14 protein-coding genes are annotated in these 22,499 nt (G+C 61.4%); 7 read left to right on the forward strand and 7 right to left on the reverse strand.

All coding sequences use genetic code 11. From position 1 onward, the window contains the following. The first annotated feature begins 101 nt into the window (after positions 1 to 101). Entirely contained in the window at positions 102 to 2,159 is a 2,058-nt protein-coding gene (locus tag IG627_RS06490) for an amidohydrolase family protein (RefSeq protein WP_193191288.1), read from the forward strand. A 362-nt stretch (positions 2,160 to 2,521) separates the two neighbouring features. Here IG627_RS06490 and IG627_RS06495 read toward each other — a convergent pair whose 3' ends face one another. From IG627_RS06495 to IG627_RS06505, 3 genes are all read right to left on the reverse strand, one after another. Continuing rightward, complete coding sequence (locus IG627_RS06495) at positions 2,522 to 3,811, reverse strand: sugar MFS transporter (RefSeq protein WP_226864789.1); 1,290 nt, start codon at positions 3,809 to 3,811, stop codon at positions 2,522 to 2,524. Positions 3,812 to 4,047: 236 nt separating this feature from the next. Beyond that, positions 4,048 to 6,873, reverse strand: coding sequence for a TonB-dependent receptor (locus IG627_RS06500; protein ID WP_193191291.1), 2,826 nt, complete (start codon positions 6,871 to 6,873; stop codon positions 4,048 to 4,050). A gap of 150 nt (positions 6,874 to 7,023) precedes the next feature. Continuing rightward, entirely contained in the window at positions 7,024 to 8,391 is a 1,368-nt protein-coding gene (locus IG627_RS06505) for a Gfo/Idh/MocA family protein (protein WP_193191293.1), read from the reverse strand. Positions 8,392 to 8,652: 261 nt separating this feature from the next. Between IG627_RS06505 and agaR the strand changes: the two genes are divergently transcribed. The 5 genes from agaR to nagA are packed head-to-tail and all read left to right on the forward strand — an operon-like array spanning position 8,653 to position 13,982. Beyond that, on the forward strand, positions 8,653 to 9,423 hold the full coding sequence (gene agaR, locus IG627_RS06510; protein WP_193191296.1) for a transcriptional repressor AgaR: 771 nt from the start codon (positions 8,653 to 8,655) through the stop codon (positions 9,421 to 9,423). A gap of 35 nt (positions 9,424 to 9,458) precedes the next feature. Continuing rightward, on the forward strand, positions 9,459 to 10,733 hold the full coding sequence (locus tag IG627_RS06515; RefSeq protein WP_193191306.1) for a D-tagatose-bisphosphate aldolase, class II, non-catalytic subunit: 1,275 nt from the start codon (positions 9,459 to 9,461) through the stop codon (positions 10,731 to 10,733). Between the two features lie 14 nt (positions 10,734 to 10,747). Continuing rightward, positions 10,748 to 11,875, forward strand: coding sequence for an SIS domain-containing protein (locus IG627_RS06520; protein WP_193191317.1), 1,128 nt, complete (start codon positions 10,748 to 10,750; stop codon positions 11,873 to 11,875). Beyond that, positions 11,872 to 12,789, forward strand: a complete 918-nt coding sequence (locus tag IG627_RS06525) for an ROK family protein (RefSeq protein WP_193191319.1) — start codon at positions 11,872 to 11,874, stop codon at positions 12,787 to 12,789. The genes IG627_RS06520 and IG627_RS06525 overlap by 4 nt, the downstream gene beginning before the upstream one ends. After that, complete coding sequence (gene nagA / locus IG627_RS06530; RefSeq protein ID WP_193191322.1) at positions 12,786 to 13,982, forward strand: N-acetylglucosamine-6-phosphate deacetylase; 1,197 nt, start codon at positions 12,786 to 12,788, stop codon at positions 13,980 to 13,982. Before IG627_RS06525 ends, nagA begins: the two co-directional genes overlap by 4 nt. 169 nt (positions 13,983 to 14,151) lie before the next feature. Here nagA and metE read toward each other — a convergent pair whose 3' ends face one another. Further along, positions 14,152 to 16,386 carry a 5-methyltetrahydropteroyltriglutamate--homocysteine S-methyltransferase gene (gene metE, locus IG627_RS06535; protein WP_193191324.1) on the reverse strand — a complete coding sequence of 745 codons (2,235 nt, stop codon included), beginning with the start codon at positions 16,384 to 16,386 and terminating at the stop codon, positions 14,152 to 14,154. 256 nt (positions 16,387 to 16,642) lie between these two features. Here metE and IG627_RS06540 point away from each other — a divergent pair, with 256 nt between their 5' ends. Next, positions 16,643 to 17,563 (forward strand): LysR family transcriptional regulator, encoded by a 921-nt coding sequence (locus tag IG627_RS06540; RefSeq protein ID WP_193191326.1) that lies wholly within the window; start codon positions 16,643 to 16,645, stop codon positions 17,561 to 17,563. Between the two features lie 104 nt (positions 17,564 to 17,667). Here IG627_RS06540 and IG627_RS06545 read toward each other — a convergent pair whose 3' ends face one another. The 3 genes from IG627_RS06545 to IG627_RS06555 all read right to left on the reverse strand — a co-directional run bounded on the left by IG627_RS06545 (position 17,668) and on the right by IG627_RS06555 (position 22,412). After that, entirely contained in the window at positions 17,668 to 19,419 is a 1,752-nt protein-coding gene (locus IG627_RS06545) for a DEAD/DEAH box helicase (protein WP_193191335.1), read from the reverse strand. Positions 19,420 to 19,763: 344 nt separating this feature from the next. Then, positions 19,764 to 21,017: a capsule biosynthesis protein gene (locus IG627_RS06550; RefSeq protein WP_193191338.1), complete on the reverse strand. Its 1,254-nt coding sequence runs from the start codon at positions 21,015 to 21,017 to the stop codon at positions 19,764 to 19,766. A 348-nt stretch (positions 21,018 to 21,365) separates the two neighbouring features. After that, positions 21,366 to 22,412, reverse strand: coding sequence for a phytanoyl-CoA dioxygenase family protein (locus IG627_RS06555; RefSeq protein WP_193191347.1), 1,047 nt, complete (start codon positions 22,410 to 22,412; stop codon positions 21,366 to 21,368). Positions 22,413 to 22,499 lie beyond the last annotated feature (87 nt).

The raw sequence follows: 22,499 nt of genomic DNA on the forward strand, positions 1-22,499 counted from the left end.
ACAACTGATCGCACCACAGGCCCATCTGATCGTCTTCGCCTGCCAACCCACGCCAAAAGGCTTCATGCTTCCCGAGCAATTCTAATAAGAAGGGAAACCCAATGAAGCGCTCGATTCAATTCACAAGTATCCCCGCCGCACTCACCGCGGCAATCGTTACCTTCAGCAGCCAGCTGCACGCCGATACCCTGGAGTATGTCTTCTACGACAAGGAGGGCATAGCCGGCACGGAAATCATCGAACAAACTGGCACGAAAGTCTCAGGCGAACTCAAGCTGGGCTGGAACAACCGCCGCCTGAACCTGACGGAAAATTTCACCATCGGCAAGGGGGAAATGCCCAGCCAATTGCATATCGAGGGCATCAGCCCCTTCGGCGCACCGGTTAATGAAGAGTTCTCCATAAAAGATGGCGTCGCCAGCTGGAGCAGCACCGACGAGCGCGGCAATGCCAAGTCCTCGGAGCCGCAATTCTACATCCCCAAAAACTCGACCCTGGCGGTGAACTCGCAGCTGGTCAAGGCACTGCTGGCGGATACAGACCGCACCATCGAGCTGCTGCCCCAGGGGCAGGCCCAACTGCAACAGCTCGACAAAATAACCCTGACTCAGGGAGACAAGAAGCAGACGGTGTATCTCTATGGTGTCAGCGGACTCTGGTTTACGCCACAACTGGGCTGGTATGACGAAGACGGCAACCTCTTCGCGGAAGACGAGGGTGGCTGGTTTGCGATTCTGCGCAAGGGCTGGGACAAGTCGCACCTGGAGCAGCTCAAACAGCGCCAGATCAGCGCCGCCGACGACTATCTGCAACAACTGGCGGCAGAGCAGACACACAAGTCCGTCGGCCCAATCCTGATCAGCAACGTCGACCTGGTGGATGTGGAAGCCGGCGAGTTGCTGGAGAAGCGCCATCTGCTGATCGAGGACGGCAAGATAGTGCGCATCAGCACCTCCCCGATCAGCGCAGCCGGCGCCACCCGTATCGACGGTCGCGGCATGACCCTGATGCCGGGGCTCTGGGATATGCACGGTCACCTGTCGCCCTCCGACGGCGCGCTCAACATGGCCGCCGGGATCATCAACGTGCGCGATATCGGCAACACCCACGAAAACATCATGCGCGTCACCAAACTGTTCGATTCCGGCAAGATTATCGGCGGCGATGTCTATCGCGCGGGCTTTATGGACCGGGAAAGCGAAAATGCCATGCGTATGGGCAAGACGGCCGAAAGCCTCGAACACGCCAAGGAAATCGTCGACTGGTATGCGGATCGCGGCTACCAGCAGATCAAGACCTACAGTTCCATGGAGCCCGAGTGGATAGCGCCACTGGCGGAGCATATCCACAGCAGGGGGCTGCGCCTGTCCGGCCATATCCCGGCGTTTATGACCGCAGAAGAAGCCGTGGATGCGGGCTTCGACGAGATACAGCATATCAATATGCTGTTCCTCAACTTCATGGGTTCGATAGACACACGCAAGAAGCTGCGCTTTACCGAGGTGGGCGAGCACGCCCATGAGCTGGACCTGGACAGCGAGGAAGTGGCGGCATTCCTGGACAAGCTGGCGAAGAAAGGCACGGTTGTAGACACCACCACCACGGTATTCAGCTCCATGCTGCTGCGCGAGCCAGGTAAACTGGATCCGGAGTTTGCCAATATCGCCGACCACCTGCCCATCAATGTACGCAGGCAGTTTATCGGCGCCGAGCTGGACGTAAAACCGGAGCACCGGCACGACTACGACCTGTCCGCCGAGGCGCTGCTGAATATGGTGCGCAAGCTGCACCAGCACAAGGTGTCAATGGTCGCAGGCACCGACGGCATTCCCGGCTTTACCCTGCTGCGCGAGTTGGAACTCTACGCCAAGGCCGGTATTCCCAATGCCGATGTACTGCGCACCGCGACAGTGGTACCCGCCAGAGTCGTCGGCGCCCTGAATCGCAGCGGCACCATTGCTGTCGGCAAGGAAGCGGACCTGGTACTTCTGGACGGCAATCCGCTGGAGGATATCAGCGCACTGCGCCGCACCGCGCTGGTGATCGAGGGGCAGAACCTGTACAGGCCCGACCGGCTGTACCGGGCCCTGGGTATCGAGCCCTTCCAGGAATCGGTACCATTCAAGCTGAACGGCTCGGCGACCGTGGCCACCAACTAATTCCCGCTCCACGCATCCACGGTGCCTTTGGCCCTACAACATGCTTTCGTCATTCCGGCGCTGGCCGGACTGCGAAGGCATGGATGCCGTAGCGAGCATTCGCGAAGCGAATGGCCCGAAGGGCGTGGCGCAGGAGCGCTACCTAATCCAGGTACCACCAAACTGGATCCCGGCCTGCGCCGGGATGACGACCGCATTCCTTTTAGAATTTAGCCCGGAGGGAGCCAAGTGGATTCCGGGAATATTCCACTGACCGATCGCGACCTTGGACGGACGGCCACCCCGCCCCCTCTTACAGAAACAAAAAAGCCCTCACGAAGAGGGCCAAGACAATGGGGAGAGAGAAATTACACTGAAATAAATCAGCCCCAACTGCGCAACCTGCATCCCTTAATCGCATAAAACAGGATAAACAGGTAGCAGGGCAGCGCTATCCAATATGCATTCACAATACCGCCGGCACTCTCAGCGATCCTGCCGAAGGAAAGGGGAATCACCGCGCCGCCGGCGATGCCCATAATCAGCAGCGCGGAACCCTGGGCGGTAAACCTGCCCAGCCCATCCAGGGCGAGCGGCCAGATGGTCGGCCACACCAGTGCGTGGGCCAACCCCATCAGCGCCACAAAAGTCACCGTATCGGGTATCACCGGAATGCCACTCCAACCCCAGAGCAGATCGGCAATCACTGTGCTCTCTGCGGAACCGAACAGCACGCCGAAAACGCAGAAGCCGCCGGCAATCGCCGAGCCCAAGAGTGCCTGCCGCTGGCTGATAAAGCGCGGAATGGCGAAGACGCCGATCAGGTAGCCCACTACCATAAACGCCATGGTATAGGAGGTCAGGGAGGCGAAGTTCGCCACCCCCAGGCCCTCGCCATAGAGGCCAATCGTATCTCCGGCGATCACCTCCACGCCCATATAGGCAAACAGGGCCAGCGCGCCCAGTACCAGCTGTGGAAACTGCCAGATACCGGACTTCGAGCCACCATCCACCGGATTTTCGTCCTCGATATCCGGCAGCCGGGAGAATTTCACCAGTCCCACCAGCAGGAACAGCAGCACCGCCATGGCGATATAGGGCGCTATCAGCCGGTTGGCCACCGCTTCCATCCTGGTCGCACGCTCGACATCCGAGAGATGCGCGACGGCCTCGACATTGAAATCCGTCAGGCCGGACAGCACCAGGGCGGTAAATACCACCGGGGCCAGCACACCGGCACTCTTGTTGATAATCCCCATTACGGCGATGCGGGTTGCCGCACTCTCCAGCGGACCGACTTTTACCACATAAGGGTTGGCCGCAGTCTGCAGTATCGTCAGTCCGGCCCCCAGGCCGAACAGGCCCAGCAGGAAGACCGGATAGCTGCCGGTCTGCGCCGCGGGAATAAACACCAGTGCCGCCACCGCCATGATGGCGAGACCGATGGCCATACCGTCCCGGTAGCCCGTGCGACGCAGGATAAAGGACATGGGCAGCGCCATCACCGTGTAGGCAATATAAAAGACAAAGGTAACGAATAGCGCCTGGAAATCGTTCAGGTCGCAGAGAATTTTCAGGAATGGAATCAGGGATCCATTCAGCCAGGTGACAAAGCCGAAGATAAAGAACAGCAAACCGATAATCGCCATCGGTATCAGGCTGCTCTTCGACATACTCGCCGAATTATTGTGAACTACAGCAGTACTCATTGATGCTCCAGCTTATGATTTTGTTTTTAACGGTGCCTTTGCAAATGCACATTCTCGTCACCCCCTCGAAGGCGGGGGTCCAGCAGTCTCGAGACTTCTGGATTCCCGCCTTCGCGGGAATGACGATTCTCAGAAACACCTCTAAAGGAGTCCAGGTCACCCGGACAGCTAAACTGCCGGGGCGGGCCATTTTCGATAGATTAAAAGTTCGCGCTCAGGCCGAGATTGACCAGCCGCCCATAGCGCGCCAGGTGGCTGACCTGGTCGGACCGCATGATGTAACCCCAGTTGCGCTCGTTGGTGATGTTGTTCACGCTCAGACTCACATTGATATTGTCGTTCCAGTCGTAATCGGCACTGAGGTCGAACTGCCCGTAATCCGCATCCCAGCTTGGGCCGCCCCAGGCCTCGGGATTGGTCATTACCTTGCCGCGCCAGTTGTAAGCCAGCCGTGCCTGGAAGGCATCGCCCTCGTAGTAGACCACCGCGTTGTATGAGTTTTTCGGCATACCCTGGAAAGGCAGGCCCGCGGCGCGGCGCTCGCGGTCGTCATACTCGCTGTCCACGTAGGTGTAATTCAGCTGCGCCCCAAGGCCGCCGAAAGCACCGGGCAGAATCCCGGCGAAGGACTGTTGATAACTCAGCTCGGTACCGCGTATCTCCGCGCCCTCGTCACCGTTGATAGCGCTATAGACAGTGAATTCGCGGCCGTCGATGGTGCGCCTGCCGTTGCGCCCCGACTCGATAAAGGACTCGATATCCTTGAGGAAGAAGGTGCCGGTCACAGCACCGTAGTCGGAGAAATACCACTCGAGGCCGGTGTCAAACTGGTTTGCGCGCATCGGCTCCAGTCCCGGGTTGGAGGTGTAGAGCTCGAACTCGCGCAGGTTCAGGTAACTGTAGGCCGTGAGGGAATCTATCTGCGGCCGCGTGATCACCTTGGCGGCGCTGAATCGGTAGACCAGGTCGTCGCGCAGATTCCATTTGAAATTCAGGCTCGGCAATACATCGGTGTAGGAATCCTCGAAGTCCATCTGGCGCTGGTAGTCGGAGACATCGCCGACATACTGCAGCTCGCCCGGCTCGTCCGCGTCCTCGAAGCGCACCGCGTCCACATCCAGGGAATAACCGGAGCTGGTCACACTGGTCTCTATGACCCGCGTGCCCAAGTTCAGGGTGAAGGGCAGCTCCAGCAGCTCGCCCTGCAGGTCGGCCTGCACATAGGCCGCCAGGGTGGACTCGCCCACCGCAAAGGAGTCGTTGGGGCGAAACTGGGCCTTGACCAGGTCGTTGGCGGCATCGGCGCTGATCGACTCGTAGAAAGCGAACAGCTTGTCGTAATCGAAGCTGGCCCAGGGTGCCGGGTGCGAACCCGCCTCGCCGTCGAGGAAGTTGTCGAAGCGCGGGGCGACCAAAACGTCCGCGGGCAGGCGGAAGAGATCGAAACCGGCGATATTCTCCGCCGCCGACATATCCGGTGAGTACTGCGGGTATCTTTCAAAGTGCTCGCCGGCGTTGCTGAAGATGGACGGGTTGACCGAGGAGTAGGAATCCCGCTCCTTGGTCTGGTCACCGTAGTTGATGCCGAATTGCACCGAGGAGACGATGGAGTCCAGCGGCGCCCAGTCGCCGTCGAACTTGAACTCGCTCACCTTGTCCCGGATCTCGTCGCCGGAGTTGTAGCTGTAGTGGGCACCGAAGGGCGAGGTGTGGGACAGCGCCGGGGTCATGCTGATATCCGGCAGCAGGTTGCCGCCGGACTGGTCGATGCGGATCTCGTCCACGAAGCCCCGCGCAACGATATAGCGGTTGTCGCCGCTGTTGGTGTTTTCCGACTCCGAGTGGGAGACGTCCATGGCCAGGGTCAGGTTGTCGCGGATATGCCAGGCCACATTATTGCCGATCTGGAAGGTCTCGGTCTTGCGCGGGCGCGAGGTGTTCAGCAGCTCCGCCATGGCCCCGTCGCTCAGGGTCAGGGCATTGACCAGGCCGTCCTTATCGAAGCCCAGGTCGGAGACATTGGGAATACCCGGCGTCCAGCTCTCGTCGTAGGTTACAAAGGAGATCTCGTACTGCTCGCCGTTGGTGTCGTAGGCGGAGTAGATACTGTCGAAATTCACCTCGATATCGTCCCGCGGCTGCCACTGCAGCGCCAGGCTGGCACCGATGCGCTCGCGGGTATCCTGCCAGTTGGTGTAGCGCACATAGCCGGGAATGATGGAGCCGAACTCGTTGTCTACCGCCGGGTCGAATTCGCCGTTGCCATCCACATCCTGGCGCACGGTGATCCAGTCCTCGTTGCCCTCGTTGTAGAAACCCTCACCCTGGTAGGCATCGGTGCGCAGGGTGCGCTCCGAATAGACGGCGGTCAGCAACGCACCGAAAGTGCCGTCGGCAAAGGTGTTGCTGACCAGGAAGGAGGCCTGGGGATTCATCTCCTCGGTGCGGTCCTCGTAGATGCCCTTGACCGAGCCGGACAGGGTCAGGCCGGAGAAATCCAACGGACGCCGGGTCTGGATATTGATCACCGATCCTATGCCGCCCTCCTGGGTCTTGGCCACCGGCGACTTGTACACCTCTACGCCCTTCAGCAGTTCCGCGGCGATCAGGTCGTAGTTGAAATCGCGGCTGCTGTGCTCCGAGGCCATGCGCCGCCCGTTGATGGTGGTCACGTTGTAGTCACCACCCAGGCCGCGCACGGTGATGTTCTGTCCCTCGCCGGCGTTGCGGGTGATGGTGATACCACTCATGCGCTGCAGCGCCTCGGCGATATTCTGGTCCGGGAACTTGCCGATATCCTCAGCCATGATGGCATCCACCACATTGACCGAGTTTTTCTTGATATCCAGCGACGACTTGATACTGCTGCGGATTCCGGTGACCTGCACCTCTTCCACCACCGAATCCGACTGGGGTTGCAGCTCGTCGGTATTGCGCTCTGCTTCCGACTCCTGCGCCAACCCCTGAGACGCCAAGACCAGGGCACCGATTGCCAGGCTGAGGGTGTGTTTTTTACTTTTAATCATGGTTCACCTTCCCTTTTTATAGTTTTGAGAGTTGTATTCGGGCACATCGCACAAAACGCGGGCGTACAGCGGCCCCTTCACCTTTTACGGGCGAATAGTCGTTATCGTTGGTTTGGAATACTTCGGGGCGGGCCCAGGGGCCCGCCGCAGTCAGCTGACGACGCCCAGCGGTGTGCCCGTCTTCCAGGCACCGCGGGAAAAGTCCGGGAAGTCCACACTGTCACCGCGGTTCTTCACCGAGGCCTCGGACAGCGGCGTTACCGCGGACCAGGCAGCCGCGTCGTAGACATCCTGGTCCAGGGGCTGGCCGTTGCGCAGGCAGTAGACCAGTCGCCAGAACATCAGGAAGTCCATGCCTCCGTGGCCGCCGTTGCGCTCCGCCACCTCGCCCATGCGGCGCCACAGCGGGTGGTCGTAACGCTCGTACCAGTAGTCCATGTCGTAGTCCCACTCGTGGTAGCTCTTGCGGCCACCCTCCTCCAGCGCGATGCGATTGGGGAAGCCAGCAAAGACGCCGTTGGTACCCTGAATATGGTTGTGGCGGGTGTAGGGCCGTGGCGTGGTGGTATCGTGCTGGACCATGATGGTCCGGCCTTTTACCGTCTTGATCAGGCTGGTGTTGATATCACCGGCGATATAGTTGAGCCGGTTGCGCTGGTGGCCCTCGGGGAATTCACGCTCGGCGTAGGCGGCACGCCCCAGCGCCGGGCTGCTCATGGAATTCAGGTAGTCGAAGCGGTCGCCGCGGTTGATGTTCATATACTGGGCGACGGGCCCCAGGCCGTGGGTAGGGTAAAGATTGGCATCGCGTATTGCGTGCCACTGGGTGCGCCAGGAACCGGTCTTGCGATCGATTTCCTTCATCTGCCAGCGCAGCTCGTGGATATAGGACGCCTCGCCGTGCAGCAGATCGCCGAGCAGGCCCATGCGCACCATATTCAGGGCCATCAGCTCGTCGCGCCCGTAACAGACGTTCTCCAGCATCATGCAGTTCATCTGGGTCTGCTCGGCGGTATCCACCAGCAGCCAGGCCTCTTCGATGGTCAGCGCCGCCGGCACCTCCACCATGGCGTGCTTGCCGGCCACCATGGTCTCCACGGCCATGGGCGTGTGCCAGCGCCAGGGGGTGGAGATGATGACGATATCGATATCGTCGCGCGCCAGCAGGTCGCGGTAGGCGTGCTCGTTTTTGCCATAGGCCGCCGGGCGCGGCATGCCTTTGTCCACCACTATATTGACGGCGCGATCCAGTACCTGTTGGTCGATATCGCAGATGGCATTGATCTCCACCCCATCGATATTGCAGAAGTGCTTGACCGCACCGACACCGCGCTGGCCCACGCCGATCAGGCCGACCCGGACTGTTTCCATCGGCGGCACTACCAGCCCCATCACCGACTTCTGCCCGGCGACTGGAGCCCCGCCCTGGGTACCCCCTGTAGCGCAGCCGGCGGCGGCAGCGGCGGTGGCTGCCGCCAGGCCCGCCTTGAGGAAATTGCGACGATCGATCGAACTCATTTTTATATTCACCCCTTGTCCAGACAGTCGGAATTCGCAGGCTTCCGACAATAGCCAAGCGAAACCCGCCGTTCAACCAAAAAATGCTTCGAAATCTTTCACTTTACAGGGCGTCAAAAATGATATGCCACCCATATATCCCACTAACTCATTGAAAAAAAAGAACTTTCATAAAACGAAAGTTTCGGGAAAATAAAATCATATTGAAAGCAAATGAAAGTTTCGTAGAATATCGGCAGGACCTCAGCGAGAAAAAGCCCCGTGCCCAAGAACACGATTGAGAGAAGACACGACATCATCCAGACCGCCGCCGATGCCGGGCGCGTGCAGGTACCGGAGCTGGTAGAGAAGTACGGCGTCTCCGCGGTGACCATCCGCGGCGACCTCAACTACCTGCACAAGAAAGGGCTGCTGGTGCGCACCCACGGCGGCGCCGTGGCCAGCAACCGCGTCTCCCAGGAGCTGTCAGTGCAGGAGAAGGTCACCGAGCACCTGGATATCAAGCGCCGGCTGGCCGAGGCCGCCGTCAGCGAGATCCGCGAGCAGGACACCATCATCCTGGACTCGGGCACCACCACCGCCGAGATAGCCCGGCGGCTGCGGGATTTCGAGCGCCTGCTGGTCATGACCAACGGCCTCAATGTCGCCCAGCAGCTGCTGGATGCCGAGGGTGTGGAAGTGCTGATGACCGGCGGCACGCTGCGCAAGAAGTCGCTCTCCTTCTACGGCCGTCCCGCCGAGGAGATGCTGCGCTGCTACCACTTCGACAAGGTATTCCTGGGCGTGGATGGCATCGACTTCCAGGGCGGTATCACCACCCACTTCGAATACGAGGCCAACCTGAACCGGCTGATGTGCAAGGTGGCGCGCCAGGTGATCGCAGTGACCGACTCCTCCAAGTTCAACCGCTCTGGCGTGCACAAGATCTGCGATTTCGCCGACATCGACATATTGATCACCGATGCCGGTATTCCCCACGCCTTTCACCAGGCGATTGCCGATGCTGGCGTAGAGGTGGTGATCGTCGATTGATCCCAATTCAAATAAAGAAACAACAAGGAGTTTCCATGCTGCAAGAACTGATCGCCGCCAATCTCGGAGGGCAGCCCCAGGGCATCTACGCTGTCTGCTCTGCCCACGGCCTGGTGCTGGAGGCGGCCATGGAGCAGGCGCTGGCGGACGGCACGCCCCTGCTGATCGAGGCCACCGCCAATCAGGTGAATCAGTTCGGCGGCTATACCGGCATGCAGCCGGCGGACTTCTTCGACTATGTGATGACGCTGGCCGATCGGGTCGGGCTGGCGGCCTCGCGGATTCTGCTGGGCGGCGATCACCTGGGGCCGGTTTGCTGGCAGGCCGAGGCCGCCGAGACGGCGATGGCAAAAGCCGGGGACCTGATCGACGCCTATGTGACGGCCGGCTTCAGCAAGATCCACCTGGACTGCAGCATGCCCTGTGCCGACGACCAATTGCCGCTGGCGGACGAGACGATCGCCGCGCGCGCCGCCGATCTCTGCCGCGTCGCCGAGCAGGCTGCCCGGCACTGCGGCGACAACCGGGACATCGTCTATATCATCGGCACCGAAGTGCCGCCGCCCGGTGGCGCCAGGGAGACGATCGCCGAGCTGGAAGTAACGGATCCTGCCCATGCGCGCAATACGATCGAACTGCACCGCGCCGCCTTCGAAAGGCTGGGGCTGACGGATGCCTGGCAGCGGGTAGTCGGCCTTGTGGTGCAGCCGGGTGTGGAGTTCGATCACACATCGGTTATCGACTACCAGCCGGCCAGGGCGGTAAAGCTGAAATCCCTGGCCGAGGAAGCGGGCGGCATCGCCTTCGAGGCCCACTCCACCGACTACCAGACCCGGAACCACTACCGGCAGCTGGTGCGCGACCACTTCGCGATCCTGAAAGTCGGCCCCCAGCTCACCTTCGCCCTGCGCGAGGCCCTGTTTGCACTGAGCCATATCGAGGAAGAGCTGCCCGGTATCGCGCAGAAGTCCCGGCTGCGCGAAACCTGTGAGCAGCGTATGCAGGACGAACCGAAATACTGGCAGTCCTTCTACGAAGTGACGGAAGAACAGCGGCCGCTGTATCGTCGCTACAGTTACAGCGACCGCATCCGCTATTACTGGCCCGACGCGGAAGTGCAGCGAGCCAGCGCACGGCTGTTCGATAACCTGTCGGGTAATCCGCTGCCGTTGCCGCTGGTCAGCCAGTACTTTCCGGAGGAGTACCGCGAAATCCGCGAGGGCCGGCTCGCCAACGAGCCGCGCGCACTGGTCAAGGCGCGTATCCGCAAGGTCACTGCCGACTACGCCCACGCCTGCTGGAAGCAATAAGAAGGATCACAATGATGTACGAGCATTTAGCGATCGACGACGCAACACTGCGCGAGCAAAACGGCGAGCACACCGCCCGGGAAATCGCCCAGCAACCGGAAATCTGGCTGCGCACCGCCGAACTGGTCGAGCGCCAGTGCGCGCGGCTCGACGCCTGGCTGGCCCCCATTCTCGCGCAGCCGGCGCTGCGCATTATCCTTACCGGCGCGGGCACCTCCGCCTATGTGGGAGAAACCCTGGCCCCCTACCTGACCCGGGCGCTGGAACGTCGCATCGAAGCCATCAGTACCACCGACCTGGTCAGCAATCCGCAGGACTACCTGCTGCGACAACAACCCACCCTGCTGATTTCCTACGCCCGCTCCGGCAACAGCCCGGAGAGCGTCGGCGCCTACGAACTGGCCGATCAATGCATCGATGACTGCTACCACCTGGTGATTACCTGCAACCGCGATGGCGAGCTGGCCCGCCGCGCGCAGGACAACAGCAACAGCTACTCTCTGCTGATGCTGGAGGAAACCCTCGACCAGAGCTTCGCCATGACCAGCAGCTTCACTGCCATGATCGTCAGCACCCTGCAGGTATTTGCCCCCCGGGCCGGACAGGTGGAAACCCTGGCCGCAACCACACGCCGGCTATTGGATAGCCGCCTCGATACGGTGCGCGCGCTGGCACAGCGGGATTTCCGCCGCGTGGTATTTCTCGGCGCGGGCGGCCTGAAAGGCATCGCCACCGAAGCCGCGCTGAAGATGCTGGAACTCACCGCGGGCCAAGTGGACTGCCACGCGGAGAGCCCCCTAGGTTTCCGCCACGGCCCCAAGTCGATGCTCGACGAATCCACACTGGTGATTTTGCTGCAGAGTAACGACGGCTACTGCCGGCGCTACGACGACGACCTGCTTGAGGAACTGCGGCGCGACGGCACTACCGAGTGGATTTCATGTCCGGCGGAGCTGGTCGACGGCAGCGGCCTCGAGGACGCCTGGCTGGCGCTGCACTATATTGTTTTCGCACAGCTGCTGGCTTTCTATAAATCCCTCGCCCTGGGCATTACCCCGGACAACCCCTGCCCTACCGGCGAGGTCAACCGGGTGGTCCAGGGCGTGACCATCCACCCGTTTTCTGCAGGGAAGAAGCGTTGATTTACGGCATAGACATCGGCGGCACCAAGATAGAGTTTGCCTGTTTCGACGCAGACCTGAGTAAACTCGAAAGCGAGCGGGTGGCCACTCCCGTCGACGACTATAAAAAGTTTATCGACATCCTGGCCGGCCTGGTGGAAAACGCGGATCGCCGCCACGACTGCCGGGGCCAGGTCGGTATCGGCATGCCGGGCCTGATCGACGCCGACGGCCGCTCGCTGTCCGCCAATATCGTCTGTGCCAGCGGCAAAAACGTGGCGGAATCACTGGCGGCGCGACTCGGTCGGCCGGTATCCGTCGAAAACGACTGCCGCCTGTTTGCGCTATCCGAATCCCGCGGCGGTGCCGGCGAGGGCTTTCGCCGCGTATACGGCGCGGTGCTCGGCACCGGCGCCGCCGGCGGCCTGGTAATCGACGGCAGCCTCTACCGCGGCCGCCAGGGTATTGCCGGGGAATACGGCCACCACCCACTGCCTGCCAGCCTGCAGGAAAAGTACAGACTGCCGCTGCGCCCTTGCGGCTGCGGCCTGCACGGCTGCCTCGAAACCTATATCGCCGGCCCCGGCCTGGCGGCACTACACAGGCACCTCGCCGGCGAAGATATCGAGATACCAGAACTAGTGCGGCGCTGGCGCGACGGGAATCGGCGGGCACTGCAAACCAGAGCCCTGCACCTGGACCTGCTGGGCGCGGCTTTCGCCAACCTGGTGATGGCGCACGACCCGGATATCTTCGTACTGGGCGGCGGCCTGTCCCGCATCGAGGAGTTCTACCGGGACCTGCCAGGCGCCATCGAAAAGCACCTGTTTGCCGGCTTCAGCGCCCCGCCGTTGGCACCTCCGAAATTCGGCGACGCCAGCGGCGCCCGCGGCGCCGCCCTGCTCACTCTCCAGACCGAAAATATCAATAAATGAAGACATCCAACTATTACCTCAGGGCCGCGCGCATCATTGCCGAAAGCGAGGACCTGGTCGATCACTGCCTGCGTATCGAAAACGGCCGCATTGCCGACATCGCGGTGGCACCCGACGGTGAATTGCCGCTAATCGACCTGCCCGGTGCCACCCTGATTCCCGGCATGATCGACCTGCATATCCACGGTCGCGAGGGCTGCGACGTGATGGACGCGACCCCCGAATCCCTGGACACCATCTCCCGCTCCCTGGCCCGCCACGGCGTCACCGGCTTTCTCGCCACCACCGTGACCAGCAGCTGGGAGGAGACACTGGCCGCGATGGACAACCTGGGCCGCGCCGCCCTGCAAACCCAACCCGGCGCCCAGGTGCTCGGCGGCTACAGTGAGGGCCTTTTCTTTGCCTGCAAGCACAAGGGCGCGCACAACGAGCACTACTTTCTCACCCCCAGCCGCGAGCGCATGGATGCGCTGCTGGAGGCCTCCCACGGACAGCTGAAACTGGTGGCGCTGGCGCCGGAAGTGGAAGGGGCCATGGAAATAATCCCCTACCTGACGGAAAAAGGCGTAAAGGTGATGCTGGGCCACACGGACGCCAGCTACGACCAGGCTGCGGCGGCACTGGGTGCAGGCGCCTGCGGCGGCGTGCACGTATTCAACGGCATGCGCGGTATTCACCACCGCGACCCCGGCTGCACCGGCGCCGTGCTGATGGAGGATGTCAACGTCGAGGTGATCGCCGACGGCGTGCACCTGCACCCGGCGATACTGCAGATGATCTGCAAACTGAAAGCGCCGGAAAGAATCACCCTGATCAGCGACTGCATCAATGCCGGTGGGCTGGCGGACGGGCGCTATATGTTGGGGAAAATGGAGGTGCAACTCGAGCACGGCGTGGCCAGAACCGACAGCGGCTCCCTGGCCGGCAGCACCCTGACCCTGGAAAAGGCCGCAGCCAACCTGCACAAACTTGCCGGCATAGACTTCCGCGACGCGGTGCATATGGCCAGCCTGTCACCGGCGAAGTTTCTCGGTATAGACAACCGGACCGGATCGATTGCGCAGGGGAAGGATGCGGATATCGCCGTACTCGACTGTGACGGGAATGTGCGGGCCACTCTGTACCGCGGCGAACTGATCTACTGCAACGAAAAACTACGCGACCAGTTTGAAGGACAGTTAAAGGACATGTAGGAGCGGCCCATGGCCGCGATCATACTACGGGTTAACCCCGAACATCGATCGCGGCCATGGGCCGCTCCTACAACTATTCTTTCGTCATTCCGGGGCAGGCCGGAATCCAGGTACCACCAATCTGGATACCGGCCTGCGCCGGTATGACGAGCGAGGTCTTCATCAGGGTTCAGGCCAACTCTGCCCGCACGGCCCGCGCCGCCTCCACCATATTCAGCAGCGACGACCCCACCTCCGCCCAGCTGCGCGTCTTCAGCCCGCAATCCGGATTCACCCACAATTTCTCCAGCGGAATCACCTCGGCGATTTTCTTCAATCGCGCCACCAGCTCCTCCCGCTCCGGCACGTTGGGCGAGTGGATATCGTAGACACCGGGGCCTATGTCGTTCGGGTAGCCACCGTTCTTGCCGACAAAGGCGCGCAACAGCTGCAGATCCGAGCGCGCCGATTCGATGGTGATGACATCCGCATCCAGCGCCACAATCGCATCCATGATCGCGTTGAAATTGCTGTAACACATATGGGTGTGAATCTGTGTTTCCGGCTTCACTTCACTACACGTGTAGCGGAAACAGGCCACGGCCCAGTCAAAATAATTTTTATGCTCCGACTCGCGCAGCGGCACCCCCTCGCGCAGGGCCGGCTCGTCTATCTGGATGATACCGATACCGGCCGCCTCCAGGTCCAGCACCTCCTGGCGCAGCGCTTTCGCTATCTGCAGACAGCTCTCGGACCTGTGTACATCCTCGCGCGGGAAGGACCAGTTCAAGATGGTTACCGGACCGGTGAGCATACCCTTGACCGGTTTCTTGCTCAGGCCCTGGGCGTAGCTGCTCCACTCGACGGTCATGGGTCGCGGCCGCGAGATATCGCCAAAGATGATCGGCGGCTTCACACAGCGGGAGCCGTAGCTCTGCACCCAGCCGTTGCCGGTGTGCACGAAGCCGTCCAGCTGCTCGCCGAAATACTCCACCATATCGTTGCGCTCCGCCTCGCCGTGCACCAGCACGTCCAGACCGAGAATTTCCTGGCGGCGTATGGCCTCGGCGATTTCCGCGCGCAGGTGATCCCGATAGTCCTGTTCGGCCACTTCCCCGCTGCGGAATTTCCTGCGCACCTGGCGCAGCAGATCCGTTTGCGGGAAGGAGCCGATGGTGGTGGTGGGCAGCACGGGCAACTGCCAGCGCTCGGCCTGCAGGATTGCGCGCTCGGTGTAGGGCTGCTGGCGCCAGGTATCTTGCAGCTGCTCCGTGACGGCGGCTGCGCTCGTCGCCGCCACCTCCCCGGCAGCGTCCGCGACAGGATCCTGCTGCAGCAGTGTTTGCAACTCTTCCAGTTCACCCAACTTCTGGCGGCTGTAGGCGAGCTTCTGCAACTGCTGTGCCGGCAGTTTTGTCTCGGTTTCCAGGTCCACCGGGCAGTGCAGCAGCGAACAACTGGCGGACAGCCACAGACGCTCGCCCAGCTGCTCCGCCAGCGGTTTCAACTGGCGCTGCCATTTGGCCAGGTCACCGCGCCAGACATTGCGACCGTTCAGCACGCCGACGGACAGCACCTGGTTGTCGGCCAGCGCCTCCACCGCCGCGGGCAGCTCTTCCGGTGCGCGCACACAGTCGATATGTATTCCATCCACCGGCAGCGCGAACGCCAGCGACAGGTTTTCCCGCAGCGAAGAGAAATAGCTGGCCAGCAGCAGCTTCAGCTGCCCCGCCACGCTATCCAGTTTTTGATAAGAGGGTGCGAAGGCGTCGCGCCACTCGGCCGGCAGATCCAGGCCCAGTATCGGCTCGTCTATCTGCACCCACTCGACGCCGGCGTCGGCCAGCTGCTGCAGCAGCTGCCCGTAGCAGGGCAGCAGCTTCGGCAGCAGCGCCAGGGCCCCACCCTCGGCGCGACTGAGCCACAAGTAAGTGAGCGGCCCGATAATGACCGGTTTCACCTTGTGCCCAAGGGCCTGGGCCTCGCGCACCTCATCCAGCAGCCAGTCACTGGCCAGCGCAAATTGCTGGTCGTCGGTCAGTTCGGGGACCAGGTAGTGGTAGTTGGTATCGAACCACTTGGTCATCGCACTGGCCGCCACCGGCTCACCGGAAGGCGCGCGGCCGCGGGCAGCGCGGAAGTACTGGTCCAGCCTGTTGTCCGCGGCACCCTCGGCGAAGCGCGCCGGCAGGGCGCCAAACAAGAGGGTGTGGTTCAGCACTTGGTCGTACCAGGCGAAGTCGCCCACGGTCACCAGATCCAGGCCGGCGTCCCTCTGCGCCTGCCAGTTGGCGCGACGTATGTCCGCGCCGACCGCCAGCAGTTCCTTTTGCGAGATGTCCCCGCGCCAGTAGGCCTCCTGGGCCTTTTTCAGTTCGCGGCCGGCGCCTATGCGCGGGTAGCCGAGGATATGTGTCTGTGCCATTTCAATTCCCCAAAATCCATTGATCGTGCAGGCAAGACCTTACGACTCACCCCAAAAGCTAATACCACGCCCCACGCATTGCGCTGGATTGCGGCCTGCGCCGCAATGACGACGGAGCAATAAACCTGTTCTCGTCATACCGGCATCCGGTGTTCACCGGGCCATAGACGATTGTGAAACTCGGGGTTGATTCTGCGGCGACACTGTTATTCAATCAATTTCATATTTTTTGACCACAACATGAATATTTCTAAAGATGATTGAACTGAGGCATTTGAGGGCGCTAACGATCCTGCGTGAGACCGGCAGCATGGTGCGCGCCGCCGAGCGGCTGCACCTGACCCAGTCGGCCCTGTCCCACCTGTTCCGCGAGATGGAGGATCGCCACGAACAGGCGCTGTTCGTGCGCAAGTCGCGCCCGCTGCGCTTTACCAGCGCCGGCCTGCGCCTGCTGCAGCTGGCGGATGAGGTTCTGCCGCGGGTGGCACTGGCACAACGGGACCTGGCGCGGCTGGCGTCCGGCCAGGCCGGGCGGCTGAATATCGCCATCGAGTGCCACAGCTGCTATCAATGGCTGATGCCGACCCTGGACAAATACCGGGATGACTGGCCGGAGGTGGAGCTGGACCTGTCCAGCGGCTTCCACTTCGCCCCCCTGCCGGCGCTGGTGCGCGGCGACCTGGATCTGGTGGTCACCTCCAATCCCGACCCGGAACTGAAAGGCATCCACTACCAGCCCCTGTTCGGTTTTGAAATGGTGCTGGCGATCAGCCGCAAACACACCCTCGCGGAAAAAAAGCGTTGGGTGGCACCGGAAGAACTAAGCGGGGAAGTGCAGATCATCTACCCGGTGGAGCGCGAGCGGCTGGATATCTTCCAGCACTTTCTCGATCCGGCCGGCGTCGAGCCCGCCGATGTGCGCACCGCCGAACTGACGGTGATGATGGTGCAGCTGGCGGCCAGCGGCCGCGGCGTCTGCGCCCTGCCCAACTGGGCCCTGCACGAGTATTTACAGAAAGGATTTGTCGCGCAGCTGCGCCTGGGTGAGAAGGGGTTGTGGAGCACCCTCTACGCAGCGGTGCGCGAGGAGATGCTGGAGCAGGCCTATGTGGAGGATTTTCTGCAGACGGCGCGGGATACCTGTTTCGCCAACCTGAACGGCATTCGTGCGGTTTAGTGTCGTCATTCCGGCGCAGGCCGGTATGACGAGCAATCTAGCCCGGATACGACAAGGGCGAACACAAGGTTCGCCCCTACGTGGCAACCGCTGTGCGCTAGCAATTAACTCTTCGGTTTGCGCTTTTTCGGTTTGCCTTTACCCTGCGGTTTGCCGCCTGCCTCTTCCGCCTTGGAAATCTTCATCTCCCTGCCCGACACCCGCACCTTCTTCAGGTGCTGGAACACCTCCTTCGGCATGCCCTCGGGCAGGTCGACGGTGGTGTGGTCCTGGTAAATCTCGATGCGGCCGATATAGGAGCTGTCCAGATCCACCTCGTTGGCGATGGCACCGACAATATTGCCCGGGCGCACATTGTGTTCGTGCCCCACCTCGATACGGTAGCGCTCCATACCCTCATCCGGCGGCGACATCTTCTTGTCCTTGGCGAAACCTTCCTTTTTCCGGCCGCGCCCGCGACCCTCGAAACCATCGCCACGCTCATGGCTGCCGTCGCGCTCGCGTCTTTCCCGGCGCGGCTTCTGCTCCACTTCCCTGACCAGCAGCGGCTGGTCGCCCTGGGCCATGGCGGCCAGGGCGGCGGCCACGTCCAGCGGATCTATTTCGTTCTGCGCCAGGTATTCCTCCACCAGCTGGCGGTAGGGGGCCAGGTCGGTCTGGCCCTCCAAAGTGCCGGTGATACGCTCGCGGAAGCGCTGCATGCGCGCGCTGTTGACCTGGGCCGCGCTGGGCAGCTCCAGCTGCTCGATCGGCTTCTTGGTGGCCTTCTCGATAATGCGCAGCATGCGGCGCTCGCGCGGGGCCACGAACAGGATGGCATCCCCCTCGCGCCCGGCGCGGCCGGTGCGGCCGATGCGGTGGATATAGGCCTCGGTATCGTAGGGAATGTCGTAGTTGATCACGTGACTGATGCGCTTCACGTCCAGGCCGCGCGCGGCCACGTCGGTGGCGACGACGATATCCAGCGCGCCCTTCTTCAGCTTGTCGATCACCGCCTCGCGCAGGTTCTGCGCCATATCGCCGTTCAGTGCCGCACTGGCAAAACCGCGCGCGGCCAGCTTGTCCGCCAGTTCCACGGTGCTGTTCTTGGTGCGCACGAAGATGATGGTGGCGTCCACCGGCTCCGCCTCGAGGATGCGGGTCAGCGCGTCCAGCTTGTGCAGGCCACCCACCGGCCAGTAACGCTGGCGGATGGTTTCGGCGGTCTCCTGCTTGACGCGGATCTTGACCTCCACCGGCTCGCGCAGGTGCTCGCGGGCGATGCGCGCGATTTCCTTGGGCATGGTGGCAGAGAAGAGCGCTATCTGGCGCTCCTCGGGAATCTGCTCCAGCACCCACTGCACGTCGTCGATAAAGCCCATGCGCAGCATTTCGTCGGCTTCGTCCAAAACCAGGGTCTTCAGGTTGGACAGGTCCAGCGTGCCCTTGCGCATATGGTCCATCACCCGCCCGGGTGTGCCCACCACCAGCTGCACACCGCGTCGCAGCTGCTGTATCTGGCCGCGGTAATCGGCACCGCCGTAGATGGGCGCCACATGGAAGCCCTTCAGATTGGCGGCGTAAGACTGGCAGGCCTCGGCCACCTGGATCGCCAGCTCGCGGGTCGGCGCCAGTACCAGCGCCTGGGGGCGCTTGTCTTTCAGGTCCAGCTGCGACAGCAGCGGCAGTGCGAAAGCGGCGGTCTTGCCAGTGCCTGTCTGCGCCTGGCCCAGCACATCACGGCCCTCCAGCAGGGAGGGAATCGTCTGCGCCTGGATTGGTGACGGTGTCTCGTAGCCCAGTTTCTGGACAGCGCTGAGGATTGAGGTCGGCAGGCCCAGCTGGTCAAAACCAACGGGATTAGGGGTATCGGTCATTTCGGATTTCACTTGATTCTACATAGGGGCCGGGCGGAAGCCAGGTGCCCAATCGGGTAACCATAGCTCACCGCAAAGTGTTGCTGGGCGTGGAGAATAAGCCCAGTCATAGCACCCGCTATTTCAAGCTCGTTCAACGCAGTACAGGGGCCTGTGGCGAGGAGGTCTGTTACCCAATTAGGCTGATGTCCCATTCAGGGGCCGATATGGGGCGGGGGACAAAAGGCCGCGCAGTCTATCAGGTTCGGCCGACGCGATACAGTCTAATTTTTAATCAGATAGTGAGGGAGATTTGTGCACAGCGGTCGTACACAGAGAGGCCGGCTCTGCGGCTAGCGAGTAGCTTAACCTGCTTCGGCTGCCGCAACGGCTGTGGAGGACGCAGACACTGCAACCTTTTGCCGCACCGGAACAACATGCATCAGTCGACCCCAGGTATTATCGACGGTCTGGTCGATGTACTTGAAAAAACTGCCATCCAATTGCGTCATCTCATAGAGGTAGGTGTGGAATCGCTTGAATAACCCGGCATCCACCGCATCGGCCTGCTGCCAGAAACTGGCGAGATCTCCTTGATGGGTCAGGCCCGGCATATCGTAGAGTGCCCGCCCCATAATCTTGGTGGGTACGCGGTGCAGAAGGGCGGAAATGCCGACCGTACTGTTGATGGTGACCACGCCCTTGGTATGGTCCAGCAGGGTCGGCAGGTGCAGGTCGTGACAGTAAATCACCCTGCCGGTAACCCTATGCTGCGCCGCCAGGGCATCGATCAACTGCCGGTGGTGACTGAACCCCCGATCCATCGGGTGATGCTTGATCACCAGGACATCCTCTTCGGCTGCGTACCGCGCGAATGAGCTGATGACCACATCAATCGAGTGCTCGATCGAGAGCAGATCCGAATGCGTGCGTAACTGAAAGTCGTCGCGAGTCTGCAATGGAAACAGGTAGAAGCGGCCACCAAAGCGTTCCACCAACTGCGGTAATAGGGTTCGCTGGGTGATCTTATACAGTCCCTTGCGGAAGAAACTCCTCAGCCAGCACCCGGCTTCGGCCTTCCAGTCGCGATTGCGGTGGTGGTGGTAGTCGGGGAATTCCGATTGGGCGAGCCGCGCGGAAACATAGTAGCGGATGGCAAACCAGGCGCGCTGCCAGAAGGTCAGACCTACACGGAGGGAGGGCGTGCGTCCCCGAGGCTGATAAGCGTCAATGGCCTCCCGGGACCAGTCGATACCGGAGAAGGCGTTGACTCCGCCCCACTCCAATGTAACAAAATCCGGGCGCAGATATCCCTCTTCGAAGACCCCGAAGGCGATGCCCAGCTCATCGCAGACCTCCCGCGCCTTGCGGTGATAGAGGCGGCAATCACCGTACACGAACACCGCGTCCACGGCGTGCTCCAGCAGATAGGTGCGGAAATAGGCCGGCCAATCGCGGTCGTGCCCGGTAAAATCGGCCTGGAAATCGGCCCAGCTGAAATGCCGGTCACCACCATTGAAATTGATTTTATGCGTGACCACCCCGAAAGCGGAAAGCCTCTTAGCCAATTTGGCAAAGAAAGGACCGAGGGGGCCCTGTAAAAAAACAGCCGAAGACATGAATTCCCCCGATTACCGGAACGTGGCCATTACCGATCCGGTAAGTTCCAGCCCACAAGGCACTAAGGCCGACAAGTCCACATAGCGGCCTGTGCCCATGGCATATATTGCAGGCTGTCCCCAATAGATGATTTATGCGTTATTACTGCTCAACTTCTGGTCCCAGCGCATCGCAACCGCAGACGCGCCAACCGCCAATTACAAATTGGATCCCCGTGCGGAGGCCGAAGTTTATCGATTATTCAACGCAATGTCTCGCCCATGTAATCGCATGTAATGACACTGGTTTGTCAGGGCACACTTACCTGCACGCCCTCGACAGCAGGAAAAAGCATTCCAACGGAAGAATTAGCCCCTTGTCAATTGGCGACTAAAGCGCCCCCGGAAACTGCGCTGCTCGCCGCTGGCCAACTTGCCGCGGTCGAGGCGCTCGAGCACCCTGCCCCAGCCCCACTCGAAGGCCCGGGCCGTCGACCTTGGCCACAAAGTGAACAGCGGATTGAAGGGATTGTCCCTCGCCTGCATCCACACCGTCATGCGGTTGGACGGCGCCAGCGCCTCACCGCGACGGTGGAAGCCGTACACATTGCCGATCAGCAGGGTATTGGCGGGTACGCAGAATTTGCGCGGTGCAAAGCCCATCTCCTCCAGCGCCGCGGCCGATACCCGGAAGGAACCGTCCCAATAGCGACCCGGCGCCCGCGCAGCACCCTGCTTGCAAGCCTCCAGGCTCTGCCGGTACTCCCACTTCAGGCGCGCCCAGCTGAGTTTGTGGGAGCCGGGTACGTAGATATAGGGGCCGTTGCTGTCATCGACCGGGTCAATATAGAGCCAGCCCTTTACACAGGGATGAAAGGTGTCCGCGTGCATATCCCGCTGCGGGTCCGGTCGCGGCGTCACATTGGCGTGGTTGCAGAGATTCTCGATATAGAACAGCGGCGGCCGGTTCTTGGACGAGCAGTAGCGCATCAGGCAATCCAGCTGCCGGTTGTCTGCCAGCGCCTTCAGTTCCGCCATCCCGTCGCGGACATGGTGCGTCATGAAAGTGCGCTGAGTCAGCGTGGTGCCCTCCACAAACTCACGTACATCGCCCTCATAGCGCTCCAGCTCCTCTGCCAGCTGCGCGAACTGCTCTGCCGGCAGGAAGTTTTCCTTCAGGATAAAGCCATTTTCCTGGAACTCGCGCCTGTCCGCCGCCGGCACCAGCGGCGCCAGCAACAGCAGCCGGAAGCGGAACAACAGCTGCGCCAGCACCACCCGCGCGACGTGCAGACCGCACAGATTCAGCCAGTAGCTGCCGATAATCGGGTTGTTCTTGAAGCTCTTGCCCCAGGAAAGCAGTTCCAGCAGCCACTGGGGCCATTTCCACAGGAACCTGATTTTTGACTTGGCCATATATCCAAACACTAAGAAGTTGCTGTAGGAGCGGCGGGGCGGCCGTTCCTACGGTGTTTATTCGTCATTCCGGCGCAGGCCGGATCC

This window comes from Microbulbifer taiwanensis, from assembly GCF_014904815.1.
GTDB classification, from domain to species: Bacteria; Pseudomonadota; Gammaproteobacteria; order Pseudomonadales; family Cellvibrionaceae; genus Microbulbifer; species Microbulbifer taiwanensis.

Bases quoted from the DNA above. Each gene is read 5' to 3' on its own strand.
- IG627_RS06495 (WP_226864789.1), bottom strand. From the start codon at position 3,811: ATGTCGAAGAGCAGCCTGATACCGATGGCGATTATCGGTTTGCTGTTC.
- IG627_RS06505 (WP_193191293.1), bottom strand. From the start codon at position 8,391: ATGAGTTCGATCGATCGTCGCAATTTCCTCAAGGCGGGCCTGGCGGCA.
- IG627_RS06550 (WP_193191338.1), bottom strand. From the start codon at position 21,017: ATGTCTTCGGCTGTTTTTTTACAGGGCCCCCTCGGTCCTTTCTTTGCC.
- IG627_RS06515 (WP_193191306.1), top strand. From the start codon at position 9,459: ATGCTGCAAGAACTGATCGCCGCCAATCTCGGAGGGCAGCCCCAGGGC.
- IG627_RS06520 (WP_193191317.1), top strand. From the start codon at position 10,748: ATGTACGAGCATTTAGCGATCGACGACGCAACACTGCGCGAGCAAAAC.
- nagA (WP_193191322.1), top strand. From the start codon at position 12,786: ATGAAGACATCCAACTATTACCTCAGGGCCGCGCGCATCATTGCCGAA.
- IG627_RS06545 (WP_193191335.1), bottom strand. From the start codon at position 19,419: ATGACCGATACCCCTAATCCCGTTGGTTTTGACCAGCTGGGCCTGCCG.
- IG627_RS06555 (WP_193191347.1), bottom strand. From the start codon at position 22,412: ATGGCCAAGTCAAAAATCAGGTTCCTGTGGAAATGGCCCCAGTGGCTG.
- IG627_RS06500 (WP_193191291.1), bottom strand. From the start codon at position 6,873: ATGATTAAAAGTAAAAAACACACCCTCAGCCTGGCAATCGGTGCCCTG.
- IG627_RS06490 (WP_193191288.1), top strand. From the start codon at position 102: ATGAAGCGCTCGATTCAATTCACAAGTATCCCCGCCGCACTCACCGCG.
- metE (WP_193191324.1), bottom strand. From the start codon at position 16,386: ATGGCACAGACACATATCCTCGGCTACCCGCGCATAGGCGCCGGCCGC.
- IG627_RS06540 (WP_193191326.1), top strand. From the start codon at position 16,643: ATGATTGAACTGAGGCATTTGAGGGCGCTAACGATCCTGCGTGAGACC.